This window comes from Kitasatospora albolonga (genome assembly GCF_039535905.1).
Classification (GTDB): Bacteria; Actinomycetota; Actinomycetes; order Streptomycetales; family Streptomycetaceae; genus Kitasatospora; species Kitasatospora albolonga.
Genome location: NZ_BAAAYB010000133.1, coordinates 1 through 17,344 on the forward strand (window position 1 = coordinate 1; position 17,344 = coordinate 17,344).

The window sequence follows — 17,344 nt, forward strand, 5'->3', positions numbered from 1 at the left end:
TCCCGGCGGGTGCGCGACGCTGGTGCTGGCCGTTCCGGCCACCGCCGGGCCGGAGGTCCGCCCCGTGGTCGAGGAACTGCTCTCGATCGTGCGCGCGAGCAGCCCGGCATCTGAGACCGCCGCCGCCTACCTGGACGGCTCCCAGGACGACTCCTCCCCCACCGTGGCCGAGGCTGCTCGCCCGGGCCGACCGAGGCCGGGCTGCCCGCCCCGGTGCTGGTGCCCCTCCTCCCGGCCCGCACGGCTTCCTGACCGGCCTTCACGAGCTGGCCGCCGCGCACGGCGCCGTCGTGACGGACGTGCTCGGCCCGCACCCGCTGCTGGCCGAGGCCGTCCACGTCCGCCTCTCCGAGGCCGGGCTGGCCCGGGCCGACCGGCCCGGCTGTTCGCCATCGCGACCGCCGCGGACGGCATCGTGCTCACCACCGCCGGCGGGTGAGGACGCCGCCCAGGCCGCCGAGATCACCGGCGTGCTGCTGGCCTGCCCGCCTGGCCGTCCCGGTGGTCGGCGCCGCGCTCGACGTGCCCGGCTCGGTGCTGGCGGCCGTCAACCACCCTGAAGGCGACCGGCTCCCAGCGCCCCGCGCTGGCCCCGCTGGTGTCGGCCCCGAGGCCGACCCGGAGCTGCTGGCCACCGCCGCCGAGGAGGCGGACTGCCCCAGCGCCGCCCCGCTCGGCGCCTACCCGGCCGTCGGCCAGCTGATCGCCTCGGCGTACCTGGCAGCGCTCCCGCAGCCCGCCTTCGAGGAGCAGCCGGAGGCCTGACACCCCGACAGCACGAGGGGCCCCGTACGGTGTGGCAACCGTACGGGGCCCCCTCGCGTCCGTCCCCGTGTGGACTCCGCGACCCAGGACTCAGGAGAGCGGCGCCGCGTCCCGCAGCGCGATCCTCGGGGGTGACCACGGCGCGCGGTGGTGGAACGGCGCTGGTGGTCGGGGTCGGCGCGCCCGAGAGGTGGATCTCCTGGGCCTGGTCCGCCCCGGCCCTGCGCAGCACCACCCGCTTCGGGTCGGCAGCTTCGGGTCGATCCAGAGCTCGGTGCCGCTGAACTCGCAGTCCGAGGATGGCGACTGTCCTCCGGTGGCCCCGCCGTCCACCGCGCGCAGCGCGACCCCGGCCTTCCGGTATCCCGTGAACTTGCTGCGCGTCACCTGGACGGTCTCGCCCGGGAGTTGGTGCAGCGCGGTGGAGACGGCGTAGTCCGACTGCCCGGCCGCGTCGATCAGCAGGCCGTCGAAGACGGTGCCCTCTGTCCCGGCCGAGCGCGTGGATCGCCACTCCGCCGGCCGCGTTGCCGTACAGGACGGTTTCCGCTGTAGTCGAAGTCGTTCAGGTAGGCGCCGTGCTCGATGCCCCAGCCGCCGTTGTGGTAGGCCACGAACTGGCCCACGGTGTGGTGGAATTCGGCGTTCAGCCAGACGAAGATGCCGTTCTCCAGGTTGTTGTGGGCCAGACAGCGCTCGAAGGTCCACACCCCTTCGCTGGTCTCCGGCCACTCGTAGCCGGAGGCGCCGTTGGCGCCCTGGACGCCGACCGCCACGCAGTCCCGGGCCACCCCGCCCTTGCCCGCGCCGAGGCTGAAGCCGGTCAGCCGGTAGCCGCGCGGGTTGGGGTCGAACTGGGTGCGGGAGGCCACGCAGGCGTCGTAGGTGATGTCGTTGGAGGGCCCCTGGGGGGTGCGGGTGTCCAGCGGACCGTCCCACCAGTAGGCGTCCTCCCAGGTCTGGTGGGCGATGCAGGAGCGGAAGGTGATGCCGTGGCAGTTGTGCGGCACGAAGGCGTGGCTGCCGGTGTCGCGGACCACCACGCCCTCCACCACGGTGCCCCGGGTGGTGTCGCCGAGCATGTGGAAGTGCAACCCGTACCGGCCGAGCACCGGCTCGGTGACGGGCTTGCCGGCCCACTTCTCCTTGCCGGCCGACCTCGGGCCCATCCAGCGCAGCGCGGCGTAGCGGACGTCGGCCCGCTGGTTGCTGGTGATGTGGACGTGGGCCCGGCCCTTCTCGGTGCCCTCGACCCGGACGTTGCGGGTCAGGTTGAGCACCTCGGCGCCGACGCTCACCCCGCCGCCGGTGGTGACCTTGGGGTGGGCGTACTTGAGCGGGCCGTCCAGGCTGACGGTGGATCCGTTGACGGCGGTGACGGTGCGGTGGTCGTAGCGCTCGGAGAAGCCCTCGGCGTCGGGCGTCCCGGTCGGGGTGACGGCGAGCTCGTCGCCGACCTGCCAGCCGGCCGGGGCGGCGGCCAGCCGGATGCTGGTGTCGCCGGCCTTCAGCGGGCCGGCCGCGCGGACCCAGGCGGTGCGCTGGGCGCCCGCCAGGCGGAGCCGGCCGGAGCCGGTGACCCAGAGGCCGGTGTCGCTCTCCACCAGGGCCATCCCGCCGCCCTGGAAGCGTCCCTCGTCGACCGCGGGGAAGCGGACGGCGTGGACGGTGGCGGCGTTCGACGGGGCGAGGGTGAGCGCGCCGCGGACCTCGACGTTGCCGTGCGAGGTGAGCGAAACCGGACGATCCGGGGCAAAGGTGAGCGAACCTGACGGTTCGACCAGGAGCGAACCCACCGTCACGTCGCCGTCCAGCAGCACGTGGTCGGTGATCCGCACCGCCGCGCCGGGGCGGGGCGCGGCGCCGCCGCTCCAGCCGGCCGGGTCGGACCAGCTCCGCGGCCGCACCGTCTCGGCGGGCGAGGCGGAGGCGGCGGCCGATTCGGTGGGCGAGGCCGAGGCGGACGGGCTGTCAGAGGCACCGGGCGAAGCACCGTGCGAATGCGAAGCTTCCGTCGGCGGCGGTGGCTTCGCCGCCGAGGGGGCGTCAGGACCGCTGCCGCTGCGCCGTACCACCTCCTCCACCCCGACCGCCGCCAGGGCGGTGCCGATCGCCAGGCCGATGAGGAGCTTCCGGCGACTGACCTTTGCCGATCCGTTGTCCGCCGGGCCCGACTGGGGCCCTCTCGCGTGCCGCATGACCCGAAGCATAGGCAAATCCCTTTGCTCGCAAGGAATTTGAACAGAATCGATCGGAATCGACATCCGGATCGACAGCTTCCGGTTCATGAAGAGTCGGTAAAGAAACCATGATCAGCATCACAGGGGTTTGCGGTTTCAACTTAACTCTGCCTAACGTGACGCCCTGTTCGTGACCACACGGACCCAGCCCCTCCGGAACGCCGAATCCTGCCGCCGGACGGGTCGGCAGCTCATCAGCACCGCGGCAGGGGCGGGGGAACCACAGGTAAGTCGCCTGGTTTTGGTCATGTATGACCGATTTCAGGCTTGGGGTGAAGCCGCGCTCAGGCACGGCCGGGCAACTCCAGCCCGAATCCGACAGCTCACCTCGCAGGCGTGGGAGAGGAACGCGTCTTCGTGCTGTCCAGCACCACTTCCAAGCGTGCCCGCCGACTCATCGCCGCCACCGGCGTCGTGGGCATCGGCCTCACCATCCCGACCCTCACCGCCGGCACCGCCTCGGCCGCCCCCGTCTCCGTGTGGGACAAGGTCGCCGCGTGCGAGTCCACCAACGACTGGTCGATCAACACCGGCAACGGCTTCTACGGCGGCCTGCAGTTCACCTCCAGCACCTGGGCCGAGTTCGGCGGCAAGCAGTACGCGCCGCAGGCCAACCAGGCCACCAAGGCGCAGCAGATCGCGGTCGCCGAGAAGGTGCTCGCCTCCCAGGGCCCCGGCGCCTGGCCGGTCTGCTCCGTCAAGGCGGGCCTGACCAAGGGCGGCGCCGCCGCCCAGGTCGACACCTCCTCGACCACCACCGCGGCCCCGAAGGCGGAGGCTCCCAAGGCCGCCGAGCAGCCCGCCGCCCAGCCGGCCGCGCAGCCCGCGGCCGCCAAGAGCTACACCGTGGTGGCCGGTGACTGGCTCTCCACCATCGCCCAGCAGCAGAACGTCGAGGGCGGCTGGGAGAAGCTCTACGAGCTGAACAAGGCTCAGCTCACCGAGGGCCCGGACATGATCTACCCGGGCCAGCAGCTGGTCCTGGGCAACGTCGCCCAGGCCGCCCCGGCCCCGGCTCCGGCCCCCAAGTCGACCGCCCCGCAGTCGGGTTCGGCCTCCGCCGGCACCACCACCAAGGCGAAGAAGTCCGCCGCCGCGGCCGCCGAGCAGACCGCGACCGTCGCCACCGGCTCCAAGGCCGCCGCGATCAACTTCGCGCTCTCCAAGGTCGGCCAGGCCTACGTCTACGGCGGCAGCAGCAACGGCGGCTGGGACTGCTCCGGCCTGACCCAGGCGGCCTTCCGCCAGGCCGGGATCTCCCTGCCGCGGGTGGCCAACGACCAGGCGGACGCCGCCACCCGGGTCTCGCTGGACAACCTCCAGGCGGGCGACCTGCTGTTCTGGTCCAACAACGGCGCCAACTCCGGCGTCTACCACGTCGCCATCTACCTGGGCGGCGGCAAGTACGTCGAGGCGGCCAACCCCCGCGCCGGCGTGAAGACCGAGACCATCGCCAACTGGGCCCCCGACTTCGCGGGCCGCGTCTGACGACGGCATGAAGCCGTGCCCCCGGAGACCTGGTCGGCTCCGGGGGCACGGCCGTATCCTGCCGCCATGGCCAAGGTCAACGTCTCCCTGGAAGCCGACTTCGCGATCGAGCTGATGCTCCTCGCCGGCACCAAGAACCCGCAGGACGCCGTCGAGCTGATCCTGCGCGACTACCTCGCGCGCTCGCGCCGCACCGAGGCACGGACCGGCGACGCCGCCGACGAGGCGCGCCTCACCGAACCCAGGGGCGGTGTCGTCCAGGAGGGCTGACAGCACGGAGGGGCCCGGGGTCACGACGACCCCGGGCCCCTCTCGCGCGTCCTAACGCCCGTGCTGGCGCGGGCCGGTGGAGCCGCGCATGACCAGCTCGGGCTGGAACATGAACTCACCGCGCTGCGAGCCGCTGCCGTTGACCTCCTCCAGCAGGGCGTCGACGGCGGCGGTGGCCATCGCCTCGACCGGCTGGCGGACGGTGGTGAGCGGCGGCTCGGTGAAGGCGATCAGCGGCGAGTCGTCGAAACCGACCACCGAGACGTCCTTCGGCACCGCCATCCCGCGCTGGCGGACCGCCCGGATCGCGCCGAGCGCCATCAGGTCGCTGCCGCAGACGATCGCGGTGCAGCCCTTGTCCAGCAGGGCGTTGGCCGCGGCGTGCCCGCCCTCCACGCTGAACAGCGTGTGGTGGACGTACTCGGCGGCCTGGTCCGGGCCGAGGCCGAGGTACTCGCCGACCGCGGCGGTGAAGCCCTCGATCTTGCGCAGCACCGGCACGTAGCGCCGCTGACCGACCGCCAGGCCGATCTTCTCGTGGCCGAGTTCGACCAGGTGCTGGACGGCCATCCACATCGCGGCCCGGTCGTCCGGCGAGATGAACGGCGCGGCGATCTTCTCGCTGTAGCCGTTGATCAGCACGAACGGCACCTGGCGGCCGGTCAGCTTGGCGTACCGGTCGTGGTCGGCGGTGGAGTCGGCGTGCAGGCCGGAGACGAAGACGATGCCCGCCACACCCCGGTCGACCAGCATCTCCACCAGTTCGTCCTCGGTGGAGCCGCCCGGGGTCTGGGTGCAGAGCACCGGCGTGAAGCCGTGCCGGCTCAGCACCTGCTCGATCACCTGGGCCAGGGCGGGGAAGATCGGGTTGCTCAGCTCCGGCGTGATCAGGCCGATCAGGCCAGCGCTGCGCTGGCGCAGCCTGGTGGGCCGCTCGTACCCGAGCACGTCGAGTGCGGCCAGCACCGTCTGACGGGTCGTCGCGGAGACGCCCGCCTTGCCGTTGAGGACGCGGCTGACGGTGGCCTCGCTGACCCCCGCCTGCGCCGCGATGTCCGAGAGTCGCGCCGTAGTCACGATCCCAGAGCCTATTGCAACCATGTCAGACCGCCCACCAGATGGTGCTGTCCGCCGGGAGGACCGTCTCGCCCTCCACCGCGACGGCCTCGGTGGAGGAGAGCAGGATACGGCCGGGAGCGGCGATCCGGACCGGCTCGGAGCCGGTGTTCACGGTGCAGACGAAGGAACCGCGACGGAAGGAGAGCAGGTGCTCGCCGGTCTCCAGCCACTCCACCGACTCGCCGGCGCCGAGGTCCGGGTGGGAGCGACGGATCGTCAGGGCGGAGCGGTAGAGCTCCAGGGTGGAGGTCGGGTCGCCGGTCTGGACCTCGACGCTGAGCCCGGCCCAGCTGTCGGGCTGCGGCAGCCAGCTGGGGCCGCCGGCGGTCGGGCCGAAGCCGTAGGGGGCCTCGGTGCCGGACCACGGGATCGGCACCCGGCAGCCGTCGCGGAAGCCGTCCTGGCCCTCCGCGCGGAAGAAGGACGGGTCCTGGCGGACCTCGTCGGGCAGGTCAGTGACGTCCGGCAGGCCGAGCTCCTCGCCCTGGTAGACGTAGGCGGAGCCGGGCAGGGCGAGCATCAGCAGGGAGGCGGCGCGGGCCCGGCGCAGGCCCAGCTCGCGGTCACCGGGGGTGCGGATCTGGGTGCCCAGGCCCGGCTCGTTGGCGAAGCGGGTGGCGTGCCGGGTGACGTCGTGGTTGGAGAGCACCCAGGTGGTCGGGGCGTCGACCGGGCGCATCGAGTCCAGCGAGAGGTCGATCACCTCGCGCAGCTCGGCGGCGTCCCAGGAGGTGCCCAGGTACTGGAAGTTGAAGGCCTGGTGCAGCTCGTCCGGGCGGACGTAGTTGGCGGTGCGCTGGACGGTCGGGGTCCAGGCCTCGGCGACGCCGATCCGCTGGCCCGGGTACTCCTCCAGGATCCGGCGCCAGGCGCGGTAGATGGCGTGCACGCCGTCCTGGTCGAAGAACGGCATCACGTCGTTGCCGAGCAGCTTGAGCTGGTCGTGGGCGCCGAGGTCGGGCAGGCCGGGGGCCTTCACCATGCCGTGCGCGACGTCGATCCGGAAGCCGTCCACGCCCATGTCCAGCCAGAACCGCAGGATGGAGCGGAACTCGTCGGCGACGGCCGGGTTCTCCCAGTTGAAGTCCGGCTGCTCGGGGGCGAAGAGGTGCAGGTACCAGTCGCCGGGGGTGCCGTCGGGGTCGACGGTGCGGGTCCAGGCCGGGCCGCCGAAGATGGACTCCCAGTCGTTGGGCGGCAGTTCGCCGTCCGCGCCCTTGCCCGGCTTGAAGTGGTAGCGGTCCCGCAGCGGCGAGCCGGGGCCCTCGCGCAGGGCGCGCTGGAACCACTCGTGCTGGTCCGAGGAGTGGTTGGGGACCAGGTCCACGATGATCCGCAGGCCCAGCTCGTGCGCGTCCCGGATCAGGCCGTCGGCGTCCAGCAGGGTGCCGAACATCGGGTCCACCGCGCGGTAGTCGGCCACGTCGTAGCCGGCGTCGGCCTGCGGGGAGGCGTAGAAGGGGGAGAGCCAGACCGCGTCCACCCCGAGGTCCCGCAGGTACGGGAGCCGGCTGCGCACGCCCGGCAGGTCGCCCATGCCGTCGCCGTTGGAGTCGGCGAAGCTGCGGGGGTACACCTGGTAGATGACCGCGTCCCGCCACCAGCCTCTGCCGGCGGCACCGTTCGCAGCGGAGGAGTCGGCGTCGGACTCGGCGGCGGGGGCGGCGGGCCGGGAGGTGTCGGCCAGGTTCTGGGTCATGGACAGTCATCCCTTGGGGACTCGGTGGCGGCCCGGCCGCCCGGTCGGGGCGGCCGGTTCGCGGCAACAGGCAGGTGCGGGGGCGGTTTTGACGGTACGTCAGGCCGTCAGGACTTCGCGGCGCCGGCGGTCAGACCGGTCACGAGGTGACGCTGTACCAGGTAGAAGACCAGAGCTGCGGGGAGGGCGATCAGCACCGAGGTGGCGGCCATCAGGTTCCACTGGCTCTCGTACTGGCTGATGAAGGTCTGCAGGCCCACGGCCAGCGTGTACTTGCCGGAGCTGAGCATGAAGGTGGAGGCGAAGGCCACCTCGGCCCAGGCGGTGAGGAAGGAGTAGAAGGCGGCGACCGCCAGGCCGGGCCGGGCCAGCGGGATGACCAGGCGCCAGAAGGTGCCGAAGGGGCTCAGCCCGTCCACCCGCCCGGCCTCGTCGATCTCGACCGGGATGGTGTCGAAGTAGCCCTTCAGCAGCCAGGCGCAGTAGGGGACGGTGGTGGCGGAGTAGACCATGATCAGGCCAAGGTAGCCGTCCAGCAGCTTCAGCTCGGAGAGGATGGTGTACATCGGCACAATGAGGACCGCAATAGGGAACATCTGGGTCACCAGCAGGGTCCACATCAGCTGGCGGTGGCCGGCGAAGCGCATCCGGGAGACCGCGTAGCCGGTGGTGGCGGCGACCAGCACGCCGAAGACGGTGGTACCGCCGGCCACGATCACCGAGTTCAGGAACCAGGTGCCGAAGTCGGTCTCGAACAGCACCTTGGTGTAGTTGGAGAAGGTCACCTTGGAGAGGATCTGCCCGGGGTGCAGGTAGTCCATCTTGTCCGGCCCGAGCGAGATGAAGCCGATGTAGAGCACCGGGAACAGCGCGATCAGGCTGGCCAGCACCAGGGCGGCGTGCGAGAGCGCCTTCACCACGGGTGAGGACTCGCCGCGGCGGCGCACCTTCTTCGGACGGCCGGGGGAACTCGCCTTCGGGGCCGGGGTGTTCACGGCCTCCTCGATGGTCGCGGTCATCGGGACGACTCCTCGTTCCGGGCCAGCCAACGGCGGTAGAAGCTGGTGAAGACGATCAGGATGGAGAGCAGCAGCACACCGTAGGTGGCCGACTGGGCGTAGTCGCGCGGCTGTTGGCCGAAGCCGAGGCGGTAGGCCCAGGTGACCAGGATCTGCGCGTCCGGCGCGCCGTTGCCGAACAGCAGGAAGATGACGGTGAACTGGTTGAAGGTCCAGATCACGCCGAGCAGCACCACGGTGGAGGAGACGGTGCGCAGGCCCGGCAGGGTGATGTGGCGGAAGCGCTGCCAGGGGGTGGCACCGTCCATCTCGGCGGCCTCGTACAGCTCGCCGGGGATGGACTGCAGGCCACCGAGGAGCGAGACCATCATGAACGGCACGCCGACCCAGGTGTTCACCCCGATGGCGGCCGCCTTCTGGGCGAACGGGTCGGAGAGCCACGAGGGTTCGGGCAGTCCGACGCTGCCGAGCAGTCCGTTGACCACTCCCCCGTCGGCCAGCATCAGACGCCAGGAGAAGACGGTGACGAAGGTGGGCACCGCCCAGGGCAGGATCAGCATCAGCCGGTAGAGGCCGCGGCCGCGCAGGTGCTGGTTCATCAGCATGGCCAACGCCAGACCGGTCGCGTAGGTGACGGTGACGCAGATGACCGTCCACGCGATGGTCCAGACGAAGTGCGACCAGAAGCGGTCGTAGGAGCCGGGGCCCCAGAGCACGTCGGCGTAGTTGTGCAGGCCGATGAACTCGTAGGTGGCCGGGATGTGCTTGACGCCGATGGTGCGGGCCGAGTTGAGGCTGTTGGAGTCGGTGAGGGTCAGGTACAGACCCTGCACCAGCGGGTAGCCGACCAGCACCCCGAGGACGATGACGACCGGGGCGACCATCGCGTACGCGTACCAGTACTTGCTGTACGAGAGCTTGACGCGGGCCAGCAGACCGGGACGGGAGCGCCGTCCGTCCTCGGCCGGCGCGTCCTGCACGGCGACTGCCATGAGTTGACACCTTCTCGGGAGTGGGTGGCAGCCACCCGGGCCACCTCCGTCAGGTGGGCGGCCCGGGCGGCGGGCTTGCGAGGTGCTTCCTGGGGCTTACTTGGCGAAGCCGGGGAGCAGCTTGGCGTAGTCCACGGCGGCGGCGTCCAGGCCGGCCTTGGTGTCGGACTGGCCCTGGACGACCTTGCCCAGGTTGGTGCCGAGCGAGGCGAACAGCGAGGAGTACTCCGGCAGTTCGGGGCGCGGCTGGGCGGAGGCCAGCACCGCCTGGAAGCCGGCGATGCCCGGGTCGGCCTTGACCTCGGCGGTGAAGGCGTCGGTGCGGGTCGGCAGGGTGGAGTTCTTCTGCGCGAGGAAGGCCTGGCTCTCGGCCGAGGTCAGGAAGCCGGCCAGCTTGGCGGCGGCCTCCTTGTGGGCCTTGTCCGAGCCGGCGTAGACCGAGACGTTGTGGCCACCGGTCGGGGCGCCGGCCTTGCCGGCCGAGCCGGCCGGGACGGGCGCGATGCCGAGGTTCTTCTTGTCGGCGAAGGCGGTGCCCTTGTAGATGTTGGTGACCTCCCACGGGCCCTGGATGATCGCCGCGACCTTGCCGCTGTTGAAGGCGTCCATCATGTGCGCGTAGGAGTCGGTGGTGACGTCGGCCTTCACGGTGCCCGGGGCGGTGAACATCGACTTGTAGGTCTCGATCGCCTTGGCGGCCTCGGGCGAGTTCACGGTGATCTTCTTGCCCTTGGCGTCCACCGTGTCGGTGCCCTCGCCGAGCAGGTAGGGCATCGCGTAGTAGCCGTCACCGGCGCGCTGGAAGAAGCCGTCGGCGCCGGTCTTCTCCTTGACCTGGGCGGCGGCGGTCTTCAGCTCGTCCCAGGTGGTGGGCGCCTTGGTGATGCCGGCCTTGGTGAACAGCTCCTTGTTGTAGAGCAGGCCCAGGGTGTCGGTGACCAGCGGGGCGCCGTAGACCTTGCCCTCGAAGGTGGCCTGCTGGATCAGGCTGGGCTGGAACGCGGCCTTGTCGGCGAGGGCGGCGGTGCCGTCCAGCGGCTCCAGGTAGCCGGCCTTGGCGAAGGCGGAGGTCCAGCCGACCTCGGCGCGGAAGGCGTCCGGGGCGCCGGTGGCGCCCATCGCGGTCTGCAGCTTGTTCTGCGCCTGGTCGAACGGGACGTTCTCGAACTTGACCTTGATGTTCGGGTTGGCGGCCTCGAACTTCTTGACCAGGGCCTCGTAGTTCGGCGCCTCGTTGGTGGCGTTGGAGGTGTCCCAGTAGGTGATGGTGACCGGGCCGGAGGCGGCCTTGTCGTCCGAACCGGAGCCGCTGCTGCCACAGGCCGCCATGGTGACCGCGAGGGCCGCAACGAGGGCAGAGGCCGCGATGCCACGCCGCATGAGAACTCCTTGGGGAAAGGTGGGGGTGCCCGAAGTGGAGGGGGACGGCGCATAATGGCTGTCCCGTTGCCGACTGCGCCGTTGCTCGTGGCCGTCGGGCTCGGGAAGGAACGTAACAGCGGCGCGAGCGGCGCCGAAAGGTCTTGCAGCAAGTTTCTGCAAGAACCGGGGATCGTTACGTCCGCGTGTCCTGCGCGTTGCCGGACGGTGGCGGGGCCGGATCGGCGGAGATCGGGACCTTTGGCCCACTTTTTAAATGGCGATCACCATTTATATTGAGAGCGCAGCCGTGACCCCATCCAGGAGGACCCGTGCTCTCCCCGCAGTCGACCGAGACCGTCCGCGCCACCCTGCCCGCCGTCGGCGGGGCCATCGGGGAGATCACCCCGCTGTTCTACTCCAAGCTCTTCACCGCCCACCCCGAACTGCTCCGCGACCTCTTCAACCGCGGCAACCAGGCCAGCGGCGAGCAGCAGCAGGCACTGGCCGGCTCGATCGCCGCCTACGCCACCCTGCTGGTCGAGCACCCCGAGGTGCGGCCCGGCGCGATGCTGGCCCGGATCGCCCACAAGCACGCCTCGCTCGGTGTCACCGAGGCCCAGTACCAGGTGGTGCACACCCACCTGTTCGCCGCCATCGTCGAGGTGCTCGGCGAGGCCGTCACCCCCGAGGTGGCCGCCGCCTGGGACGAGCTCTACTGGCTGATGGCCGGTGAACTCGTCGCCCTGGAGGCCAAGTTGTACCAGGAGGCCGGCCTGGAGCCCGGCGACGTCTGGCAGTCCATGACCGTCACCGGCCGGCAGGACGAGACCGCCGACGCGGTCTCCTTCACCCTGCGCCGCACCGACGGCGCCCCGGTCGGCGCCTTCCTGCCCGGCCAGTACGTCAGCGTCGGCGTCCGACTCCCGGACGGCGCACGGCAGATCCGGCAGTACAGCCTCTCGGCCGCCCCCGGGCGGGACGAGTGGCGGATCACCGTGAAGCGCGACGGCGAGGTGTCGAGCCGGCTGCACGAGCACCTGGAGGTCGGCGGCGAGCTCTCCGTCTCGCACCCCTTCGGCGACCTGGTGCTCCGGGACGGCGACGCGCCGGTGCTGCTCGCCTCCGCCGGCATCGGCTGCACCCCGATGATCGGCATGCTCGACCACCTGGTCCGCACCGGCTCCAAGCGCCGCGTGGTCGCCGTCCACGGCGACCGCTCCCCCGCCGCGCACGCCCACGCCGCGGAGCTGGCCGAGCTCACCGGAGCCCTCCCGCAGGCGGAGCTGCACCGCTGGTACGAGGAGACCGACGGCCTGGTCGACCTCTCCGCCGTCCCGCTGCCGACCGGTGTGCAGGCCTACCTCTGCGGCCCGCTCCCCTTCATGCGGGCGGCCCGCGGGCAGCTGCTGGAGCGCGGCGTCCCGGCGGACGCCATCCACTACGAGGTCTTCGGCCCCGACCTCTGGCTCGCCGGGCAGTAGGTCACCGCGCCCCGGGCAGCTCGATGGTGCAGAGGCCCGGGGCGGAGAAGGGGCGCAGGGTGATGCCGGGTGCCAGGGCGTCGAGCAGGCCCTGGTGCACGGCGCAGACCACCTCGGGGTGGCGGGTGGCGTTGGGGGCGAACGGGCAGCCGTGGAGGAGGACCCGGCGGTCGTCCAGTTCGGGCTCGAAGCCCCAGCGCTCGGCGGCCGCCATCACCCGGTCGGCCAGCGGGGCGTCCGGGGGCGGCTCGGCGGCTCCCCACTCCCGGCCCGCCTGCGACGGGGTGAGCCGGCCGTACCCCTGGGCCAGGATGTCCACCAACTCGCGGTAGGCGTCCAGCTGTTCGCGCTCCGGGGCGGCGGTGTAGCGCAGCTTCGGACGGCCCCGGCCGACCGCCGGTTCGGTGTGCACGGCGACCAGCCCGGCCCGCACCAGGGCGGTCAGGTGCTGCCGGACGGTGGTCAGGTGGAGGCCGACCGCCTCGGCCAGCTGCCGTGCCTCCAGCGGCTCGCCGGCCGCCGTCAGCTCCGCCAGCAGCGCGCGGCGGGCCGGCGCGGCCAGCGCCCGGTGCACCTCGCCGCTGCTCTCCGTGCTGCCGTCCATCCGGTCAATATACGGCGAATCGGATGTACCGCTCCTGCCGGCCGGAGGTGCCGTCCTCCGGCGAGCGGCCGTCAGGAGGTGCCGAGGCGGAAGACCGTGACGGAGCGGAACTCCTCGCCCGGGCGCAGCACGGTGCTCGGGTACGAGGGCTGGTGCGGCGAGTCCGGGTGGTGCTGGGTCTCCAGGGCGACGCCGGAGTAGCGGCCGTAGGGCACCCCGCTCGGGCCGGTGACGGCGCCGTCGAAGCCGTTGGCCGTGTAGACCTGGATGCCCGGCTCGGTGGTGAGCACCTCCAGGGTGCGGCCGCTGATCGGGTCCTCCAGGAGGGCCGCGCGGGACGGAGCGGTGCCGCCGTCGTAGCCGCGCAGCACCCAGTTGTGGTCGTAGCCGCCCGCCTCGCCGATCGCCTTCCCGATCGGGCGGGCCGTGGTGAAGTCGAAGGGCGTGCCGGCCACCGCCTCGTACGGGCCGAGCGGGATCTGCCGCGCGTCCACCGGGGTGTAGTGGTCGGCCTCCAGGGTGAGCAGGTGGCCGAGGACGTCGCCGGAGCCCTCGCCCGCGAGGTTGAAGTAGGCGTGGTTGGTCAGGTTGACCACCGTGGGGCGGGTGGTGACGGCGTGGTAGGCGATGGTGAGGTCGGCGCCGTCCAGCAGGTAGTCCACGGTGACGTCCAGCGCACCGGGGAAGCCCTGGTCGCCGTCCCGGCTGTGCAGCGTCAGGCGGACTCCGGCGCCCGGCAGTTCGGTGGCCTGCCAGAGGCGGTGGGCGAAGCCGTCGGGGCCGCCGTGCAGGGTCACGCCGTTGCCGGTCGGGGCGAGCGGGTGGTCCTCGCCGTCGACGGTGATCCGGCTGTCGGCGATCCGGTTGGCGTACCGGCCGACGGTCGCCCCGTAGTGGCGCGCCGGGCCGAGCACGGCGGCGAGCTCGTCGGAGGCGAGGAGCACCTGGGCGCTCCGGCCGTCGCGGTCGGGGGCGGTGAGGCCGTGCAGCGTCGCCCCGAGGGAGAGGACCGTGGCCTCGACCGGGCCGCTGCGCAGGGTCCAGCGCTCGATGGCGGCGCCGGCGGCGGTGCGGTCGAACGGCGCGCGGCTTACCTCGGTCTGCGGCATCTGGACAGGACCCCTTCGCGTGTTCGAACCTGTGCGACCTTGTTGGATCGTACCTTGGGTGCGAGGACGTACGTGGTTACACCAGGGGCGCGAGGAACTGCGCGAATCGGGAGGCGGCTCACCGGCAACTGAACCGCCGTCAGCCAGCTGCAGGTGCTGCCGTTCCCCCGCGCGCAGTTCCTCGCGCCCCTGCGGGGCGCTACCGCTAATCCTTGGGGCGGTCCAGTCCCAGGGCCTCGGCGAGGCCCTCGGGGCCGGTGCCGATCTTCCGGTGGACGGCCGCCAGGCGGCGGTGGACCATGCTCAGCGCCACGTTGAGCTGCTCGGCGATCCGCTGGGGAGGTACTCCTTTGGCGGCGAGCTCGGCGACGCTGCGCTCGTTCTGGCTGAGGGAGTCCTTGCTGAGGGTCCGCAGCCGGTTGGGCCGCAGGCCCGCGCGGGCGAGTTCGCGGCGGGCCTGGGCGACCAGCCCGTCCGCGCCGCAGTTCTGGGCCAGTTCGATGCCCTGGTAGCAGTACTCGGCGGCGTCGTGCAGCCGACCGGTGCGGATCAGGGCGCCGCCGAGTTCGACCAGGGAGCAGGCGAGTTCGTAGCTGACCGGGGACTGGGTGAGCAGGTTGACGGACTCCTCCAGCCGGTCGACCGCGAACTGGCCGTCCCAGACCGAGGCCTGCATCCGCAGGGCCGCGCCCCGCGCCGAGGCGGTGCCGAACTTCTCCGCCCGGGAGACCGCCTCCGCGGCCAGCTCCCGCGCCTCGTCGGGGCGTTCGGGGGAGATGGCCTTGGCGAGGTGGCCGGTCCACGGGGCCCAGACGGTGTTGTGCCAGCCCCGGCGGTCCAGCTGCTCGCCGACGGTGCGGAAGACCTGGGCCGCTCCGTGGCGGTCGCCCCTGGCGAGCAGCAGCTTGCCGTAGAGGGTCGGCGCGTCGGGCAGCACCATGGCGGTGGGGTGGTACGGCGGTGCGAAGCGGTACTTGCGGGCCAGCTCCCAGGCCTCGTCGACCCGGCCGCGGGCCAGCAGGGTGTCGGCCAGCACGCCGACGGTGTCCCACTGGAGCGGGATGTCCGGGGCGATCCGCTCGGAGAGCCGCAGGCCGCGACGGAGGAAGTCCTCGGCCTCGGCGAGGAGTCCGCGGCGGAACCGGACCAGGCCCATCAGGAAGTAGGAGAACCCTCGGTGCCTACCGCTCCAGCCGGCCACCTCGTACTCGGTGATGGCGTCGGCGAACAGCCGCTCGGCGGTCGCGAGTTGGTCGGTGTACGTGTAGGTCAGGCCGAGGATGGCGGGGAACTCGAAGCCCCAGGTGTTGTTGCGCCAGCCGAGGCCCTCGGGCAGGCGGTGGCCGTCCATCGCCTGGCCGACCAGGTCGAGCGCGCGGCCCGCGGGCTCGCCGCGCAGCGTCAGGTCCCAGGCCCGCATGGTGTGGACGGCCCGGTCGGAGTCGCCGCGGCCGCTGACCGTGCGGCCCAGCTCGGCCAGCCGGCGCGAGCGCGCCGGGCCGTCGTCCTCGTCGCGCTGCCAGGCGATCCACATGAAGTGCAGCGCCTCCAGCCGCATCCGCCCGGGGCCGGGCGCGGTGTGCTCCGCCTCGGCCCGGCAGACCTCGGCGGCCTCGACCAGCTGTCCGGCGTGCGCCAGCACCTCGGAGAGCCGGAAGGTGGCGTCGACCCGCAGCTCGGCGCTGAGGCCGGGCTCCAGCGCGAGGGCCTGGCGGAGCTGGTGGACGGTGGTCAGGGGGTCCGTCAGGAGGGCGGCGCAGCCCGCCTCGTAGAGCACCTCGGCCCGGACGTCCTCCTCCGGCGGCTCGTACAGCGCGCGCTGGAGACAGCGCAGCGCGGCCTCGGGCGCACCGATCGCCAGGTGCTCGGTGGCGGCTTGGCGGAGCTTGGCCACCATGCCGTCGTCGCCCTCGGGGTGGGTCTCCAGCAGGTGGCGGGAGGCGTCCAGGAGCGAGCCGCCGGAGTGCTCGATGGCGGTGGCGGCCATGCCGTGCATGCCGGTCCGGGTGCTGGGCGGCATGGTCTGGTAGATCGAGGTGCCGATCACCGGGTGGACGAAGTCGAGCCGGCCGGTGGGGCCGGTGGTCAGCACGTGCTGGCGGCGCAGCTGGCGGACGGACTCCTCGGCCTCGGCCGGGCTCTGCGCGCAGATGGTGGCGGCCAGGTCCTGCTTGATGTCGGTGCCGAGCAGGGCGCAGGCCCAGGCGAACCGCAGGACGTTGCTACCGAGCTTGTCCAGCCAGTACTGCAGCGTCATGCCCTTGGCCGCGGCGGCCAGGTCGCGCAGCTGCTTGACGTTCTCCTCGAAGGGGTCGAGCTGCTGGTCACGGACCTCGCGCAGCAGGACGGCGACGTCGTACGGGTTCCCCTTGGTGACGGCCCAGACCTCGTGGCAGAACAGGTCCTCGGTCTCCGGGCCGAGTTCGGCCCGGACCAGCTGGCCGACCGAGGTCGGGTTGAGCGGGCGCAGCGCGTGCCGGCGGGTGGCCTGGCCCTCGATCTGCTGCTGGAGCTCGCGGCTCTCCTCGAACTCGTTGCGGTAGGCGAAGACCAGCAGGACCGGCAGCAGCCGGGCCCGGGCGGCGAAGGAGGCCAGCCAGGTGAGCGACTCCTGGTCGGCCCAGTGCAGGTCGTCCACCATCATCACCAGCGGGGCGCGCCTGGGCGCCAGCTGGGTGAGCACGTAGTCGAGCCCGTCGCGGACGCCCTGGGGGTCCATCTGCTCGACCTCGCCGGAGGGCGGGAGCAGGCCGATCGCCGGGCCCACGATGGAGTACCAGCCGCCGAAGACCTCGGACCGCTCGGACTCGGAGAGTCCGCCGAGCACCGGCAGCAGCAGCTGCTTGAGGACGTGGAACGGCTCCTTGGTCTGCCGTTCGCCACCCCGGCCGGAGAGCACGGTGCAGGTCTTGCGGAGCTTGGCCAGCCGGCGGATCTGGTCCATCACGGCGGTCTTGCCGACGCCGGCCGGGGAGGCGTAGACGAGCAGCTCGCCGATCTCGGTGCCACCGGCCTCGAAGTCCTCGCAGAGGCGGTCCAACGCCTGCTCGGCGGTGTGGAGTTCCTCCTCCCGCTCGTGCAGGCGGGCGTGACCGCCGTGCCCGTGACCGTCCCTCGGCCCGCCCTGCTGATCGACCACTGCCAGCCTCCGCTTCGCACCCGTCCCTTGGTCCTGGTGGTGAGCGTAATACCGTGG

General features: G+C 72.1%; 13 protein-coding genes, 1 pseudogene and 1 riboswitch. Of the genes and pseudogenes, 5 read left to right on the forward strand and 9 right to left on the reverse strand.

The features are described 5' to 3' along the window. A pseudogene (locus ABD946_RS43090) lies at nucleotides 1–439 on the forward strand (hypothetical protein); the annotation flags it as partial. Then, entirely contained in the window at nucleotides 436–765 is a 330-nt protein-coding gene (locus ABD946_RS32140; RefSeq protein WP_425558754.1) for a hypothetical protein, read from the forward strand. The pseudogene ABD946_RS43090 and the gene ABD946_RS32140, both read left to right, overlap by 4 nt. Before the next feature lie 458 nt (nucleotides 766–1,223). Here ABD946_RS32140 and ABD946_RS32145 read toward each other — a convergent pair whose 3' ends face one another. Then, nucleotides 1,224–2,963 carry a hypothetical protein gene (locus ABD946_RS32145; protein ID WP_345289147.1) on the reverse strand — a complete coding sequence of 580 codons (1,740 nt, stop codon included), beginning with the start codon at nucleotides 2,961–2,963 and terminating at the stop codon, nucleotides 1,224–1,226. A 191-nt stretch (nucleotides 2,964–3,154) separates the two neighbouring features. Further along, nucleotides 3,155–3,355, forward strand: a riboswitch (cyclic di-AMP (ydaO/yuaA leader). On the opposite strand from ABD946_RS32145, the gene ABD946_RS32150 reads away from it, so the two are divergent. Together ABD946_RS32150 and ABD946_RS32155 are read left to right on the forward strand one after the other, a co-directional pair. Then, nucleotides 3,342–4,493, forward strand: coding sequence for a transglycosylase family protein (locus tag ABD946_RS32150; RefSeq protein ID WP_345289148.1), 1,152 nt, complete (start codon nucleotides 3,342–3,344; stop codon nucleotides 4,491–4,493). (Overlaps the previous riboswitch by 14 nt.) A 66-nt stretch (nucleotides 4,494–4,559) precedes the next feature. Next, nucleotides 4,560–4,763 (forward strand): hypothetical protein, encoded by a 204-nt coding sequence (locus ABD946_RS32155; protein WP_345289149.1) that lies wholly within the window; start codon nucleotides 4,560–4,562, stop codon nucleotides 4,761–4,763. A 51-nt stretch (nucleotides 4,764–4,814) separates the two neighbouring features. Here ABD946_RS32155 and ABD946_RS32160 read toward each other — a convergent pair whose 3' ends face one another. The 5 genes from ABD946_RS32160 to ABD946_RS32180 all read right to left on the reverse strand — a co-directional run bounded on the left by ABD946_RS32160 (nucleotide 4,815) and on the right by ABD946_RS32180 (nucleotide 10,972). Next, the gene (locus ABD946_RS32160) at nucleotides 4,815–5,864 is read right to left on the reverse strand and encodes a LacI family DNA-binding transcriptional regulator (RefSeq protein ID WP_345289151.1); all 1,050 of its coding nucleotides are present in this window, start codon (nucleotides 5,862–5,864) and stop codon (nucleotides 4,815–4,817) included. Between the two features lies 1 nt (nucleotide 5,865). Next, entirely contained in the window at nucleotides 5,866–7,581 is a 1,716-nt protein-coding gene (locus ABD946_RS32165) for a glycoside hydrolase family 13 protein (RefSeq protein ID WP_345289152.1), read from the reverse strand. Between the two features lie 107 nt (nucleotides 7,582–7,688). Then, nucleotides 7,689–8,600, reverse strand: coding sequence for a sugar ABC transporter permease (locus ABD946_RS32170; protein WP_345289153.1), 912 nt, complete (start codon nucleotides 8,598–8,600; stop codon nucleotides 7,689–7,691). Continuing rightward, a complete protein-coding gene (locus ABD946_RS32175) occupies nucleotides 8,597–9,592 on the reverse strand; it encodes a carbohydrate ABC transporter permease (RefSeq protein ID WP_345289154.1) in 996 nt (331 codons plus the stop codon). The genes ABD946_RS32170 and ABD946_RS32175 overlap by 4 nt, the downstream gene beginning before the upstream one ends. A 96-nt stretch (nucleotides 9,593–9,688) precedes the next feature. Continuing rightward, nucleotides 9,689–10,972, reverse strand: a complete 1,284-nt coding sequence (locus ABD946_RS32180; RefSeq protein WP_345289155.1) for an extracellular solute-binding protein — start codon at nucleotides 10,970–10,972, stop codon at nucleotides 9,689–9,691. Nucleotides 10,973–11,283: 311 nt separating this feature from the next. Here ABD946_RS32180 and ABD946_RS32185 point away from each other — a divergent pair, with 311 nt between their 5' ends. Beyond that, nucleotides 11,284–12,435 (forward strand): globin domain-containing protein, encoded by a 1,152-nt coding sequence (locus ABD946_RS32185; RefSeq protein WP_345289156.1) that lies wholly within the window; start codon nucleotides 11,284–11,286, stop codon nucleotides 12,433–12,435. Between the two features lies 1 nt (nucleotide 12,436). Here the strand turns inward: ABD946_RS32185 and ABD946_RS32190 are convergent, their stop codons facing one another. The 3 genes from ABD946_RS32190 to ABD946_RS32200 form a co-directional block, all read right to left on the reverse strand. Further along, nucleotides 12,437–13,039 (reverse strand): helix-turn-helix transcriptional regulator, encoded by a 603-nt coding sequence (locus tag ABD946_RS32190; protein WP_345289158.1) that lies wholly within the window; start codon nucleotides 13,037–13,039, stop codon nucleotides 12,437–12,439. A 71-nt stretch (nucleotides 13,040–13,110) separates the two neighbouring features. Then, nucleotides 13,111–14,148: an aldose epimerase family protein gene (locus ABD946_RS32195; RefSeq protein WP_345289159.1), complete on the reverse strand. Its 1,038-nt coding sequence runs from the start codon at nucleotides 14,146–14,148 to the stop codon at nucleotides 13,111–13,113. Nucleotides 14,149–14,353: 205 nt separating this feature from the next. Next, nucleotides 14,354–17,287, reverse strand: a complete 2,934-nt coding sequence (locus tag ABD946_RS32200) for a helix-turn-helix transcriptional regulator (protein WP_345289160.1) — start codon at nucleotides 17,285–17,287, stop codon at nucleotides 14,354–14,356. Nucleotides 17,288–17,344 lie beyond the last annotated feature (57 nt).

Bases quoted from the DNA above. Each gene is read 5' to 3' on its own strand.
- ABD946_RS32145 (WP_345289147.1), bottom strand. From the start codon at position 2,963: ATGCGGCACGCGAGAGGGCCCCAGTCGGGCCCGGCGGACAACGGATCG.
- ABD946_RS32155 (WP_345289149.1), top strand. From the start codon at position 4,560: ATGGCCAAGGTCAACGTCTCCCTGGAAGCCGACTTCGCGATCGAGCTG.
- ABD946_RS32160 (WP_345289151.1), bottom strand. From the start codon at position 5,864: ATGGTTGCAATAGGCTCTGGGATCGTGACTACGGCGCGACTCTCGGAC.
- ABD946_RS32165 (WP_345289152.1), bottom strand. From the start codon at position 7,581: ATGACCCAGAACCTGGCCGACACCTCCCGGCCCGCCGCCCCCGCCGCC.
- ABD946_RS32170 (WP_345289153.1), bottom strand. From the start codon at position 8,600: ATGACCGCGACCATCGAGGAGGCCGTGAACACCCCGGCCCCGAAGGCG.
- ABD946_RS32175 (WP_345289154.1), bottom strand. From the start codon at position 9,592: ATGGCAGTCGCCGTGCAGGACGCGCCGGCCGAGGACGGACGGCGCTCC.
- ABD946_RS32180 (WP_345289155.1), bottom strand. From the start codon at position 10,972: ATGCGGCGTGGCATCGCGGCCTCTGCCCTCGTTGCGGCCCTCGCGGTC.
- ABD946_RS32190 (WP_345289158.1), bottom strand. From the start codon at position 13,039: ATGGACGGCAGCACGGAGAGCAGCGGCGAGGTGCACCGGGCGCTGGCC.
- ABD946_RS32195 (WP_345289159.1), bottom strand. From the start codon at position 14,148: ATGCCGCAGACCGAGGTAAGCCGCGCGCCGTTCGACCGCACCGCCGCC.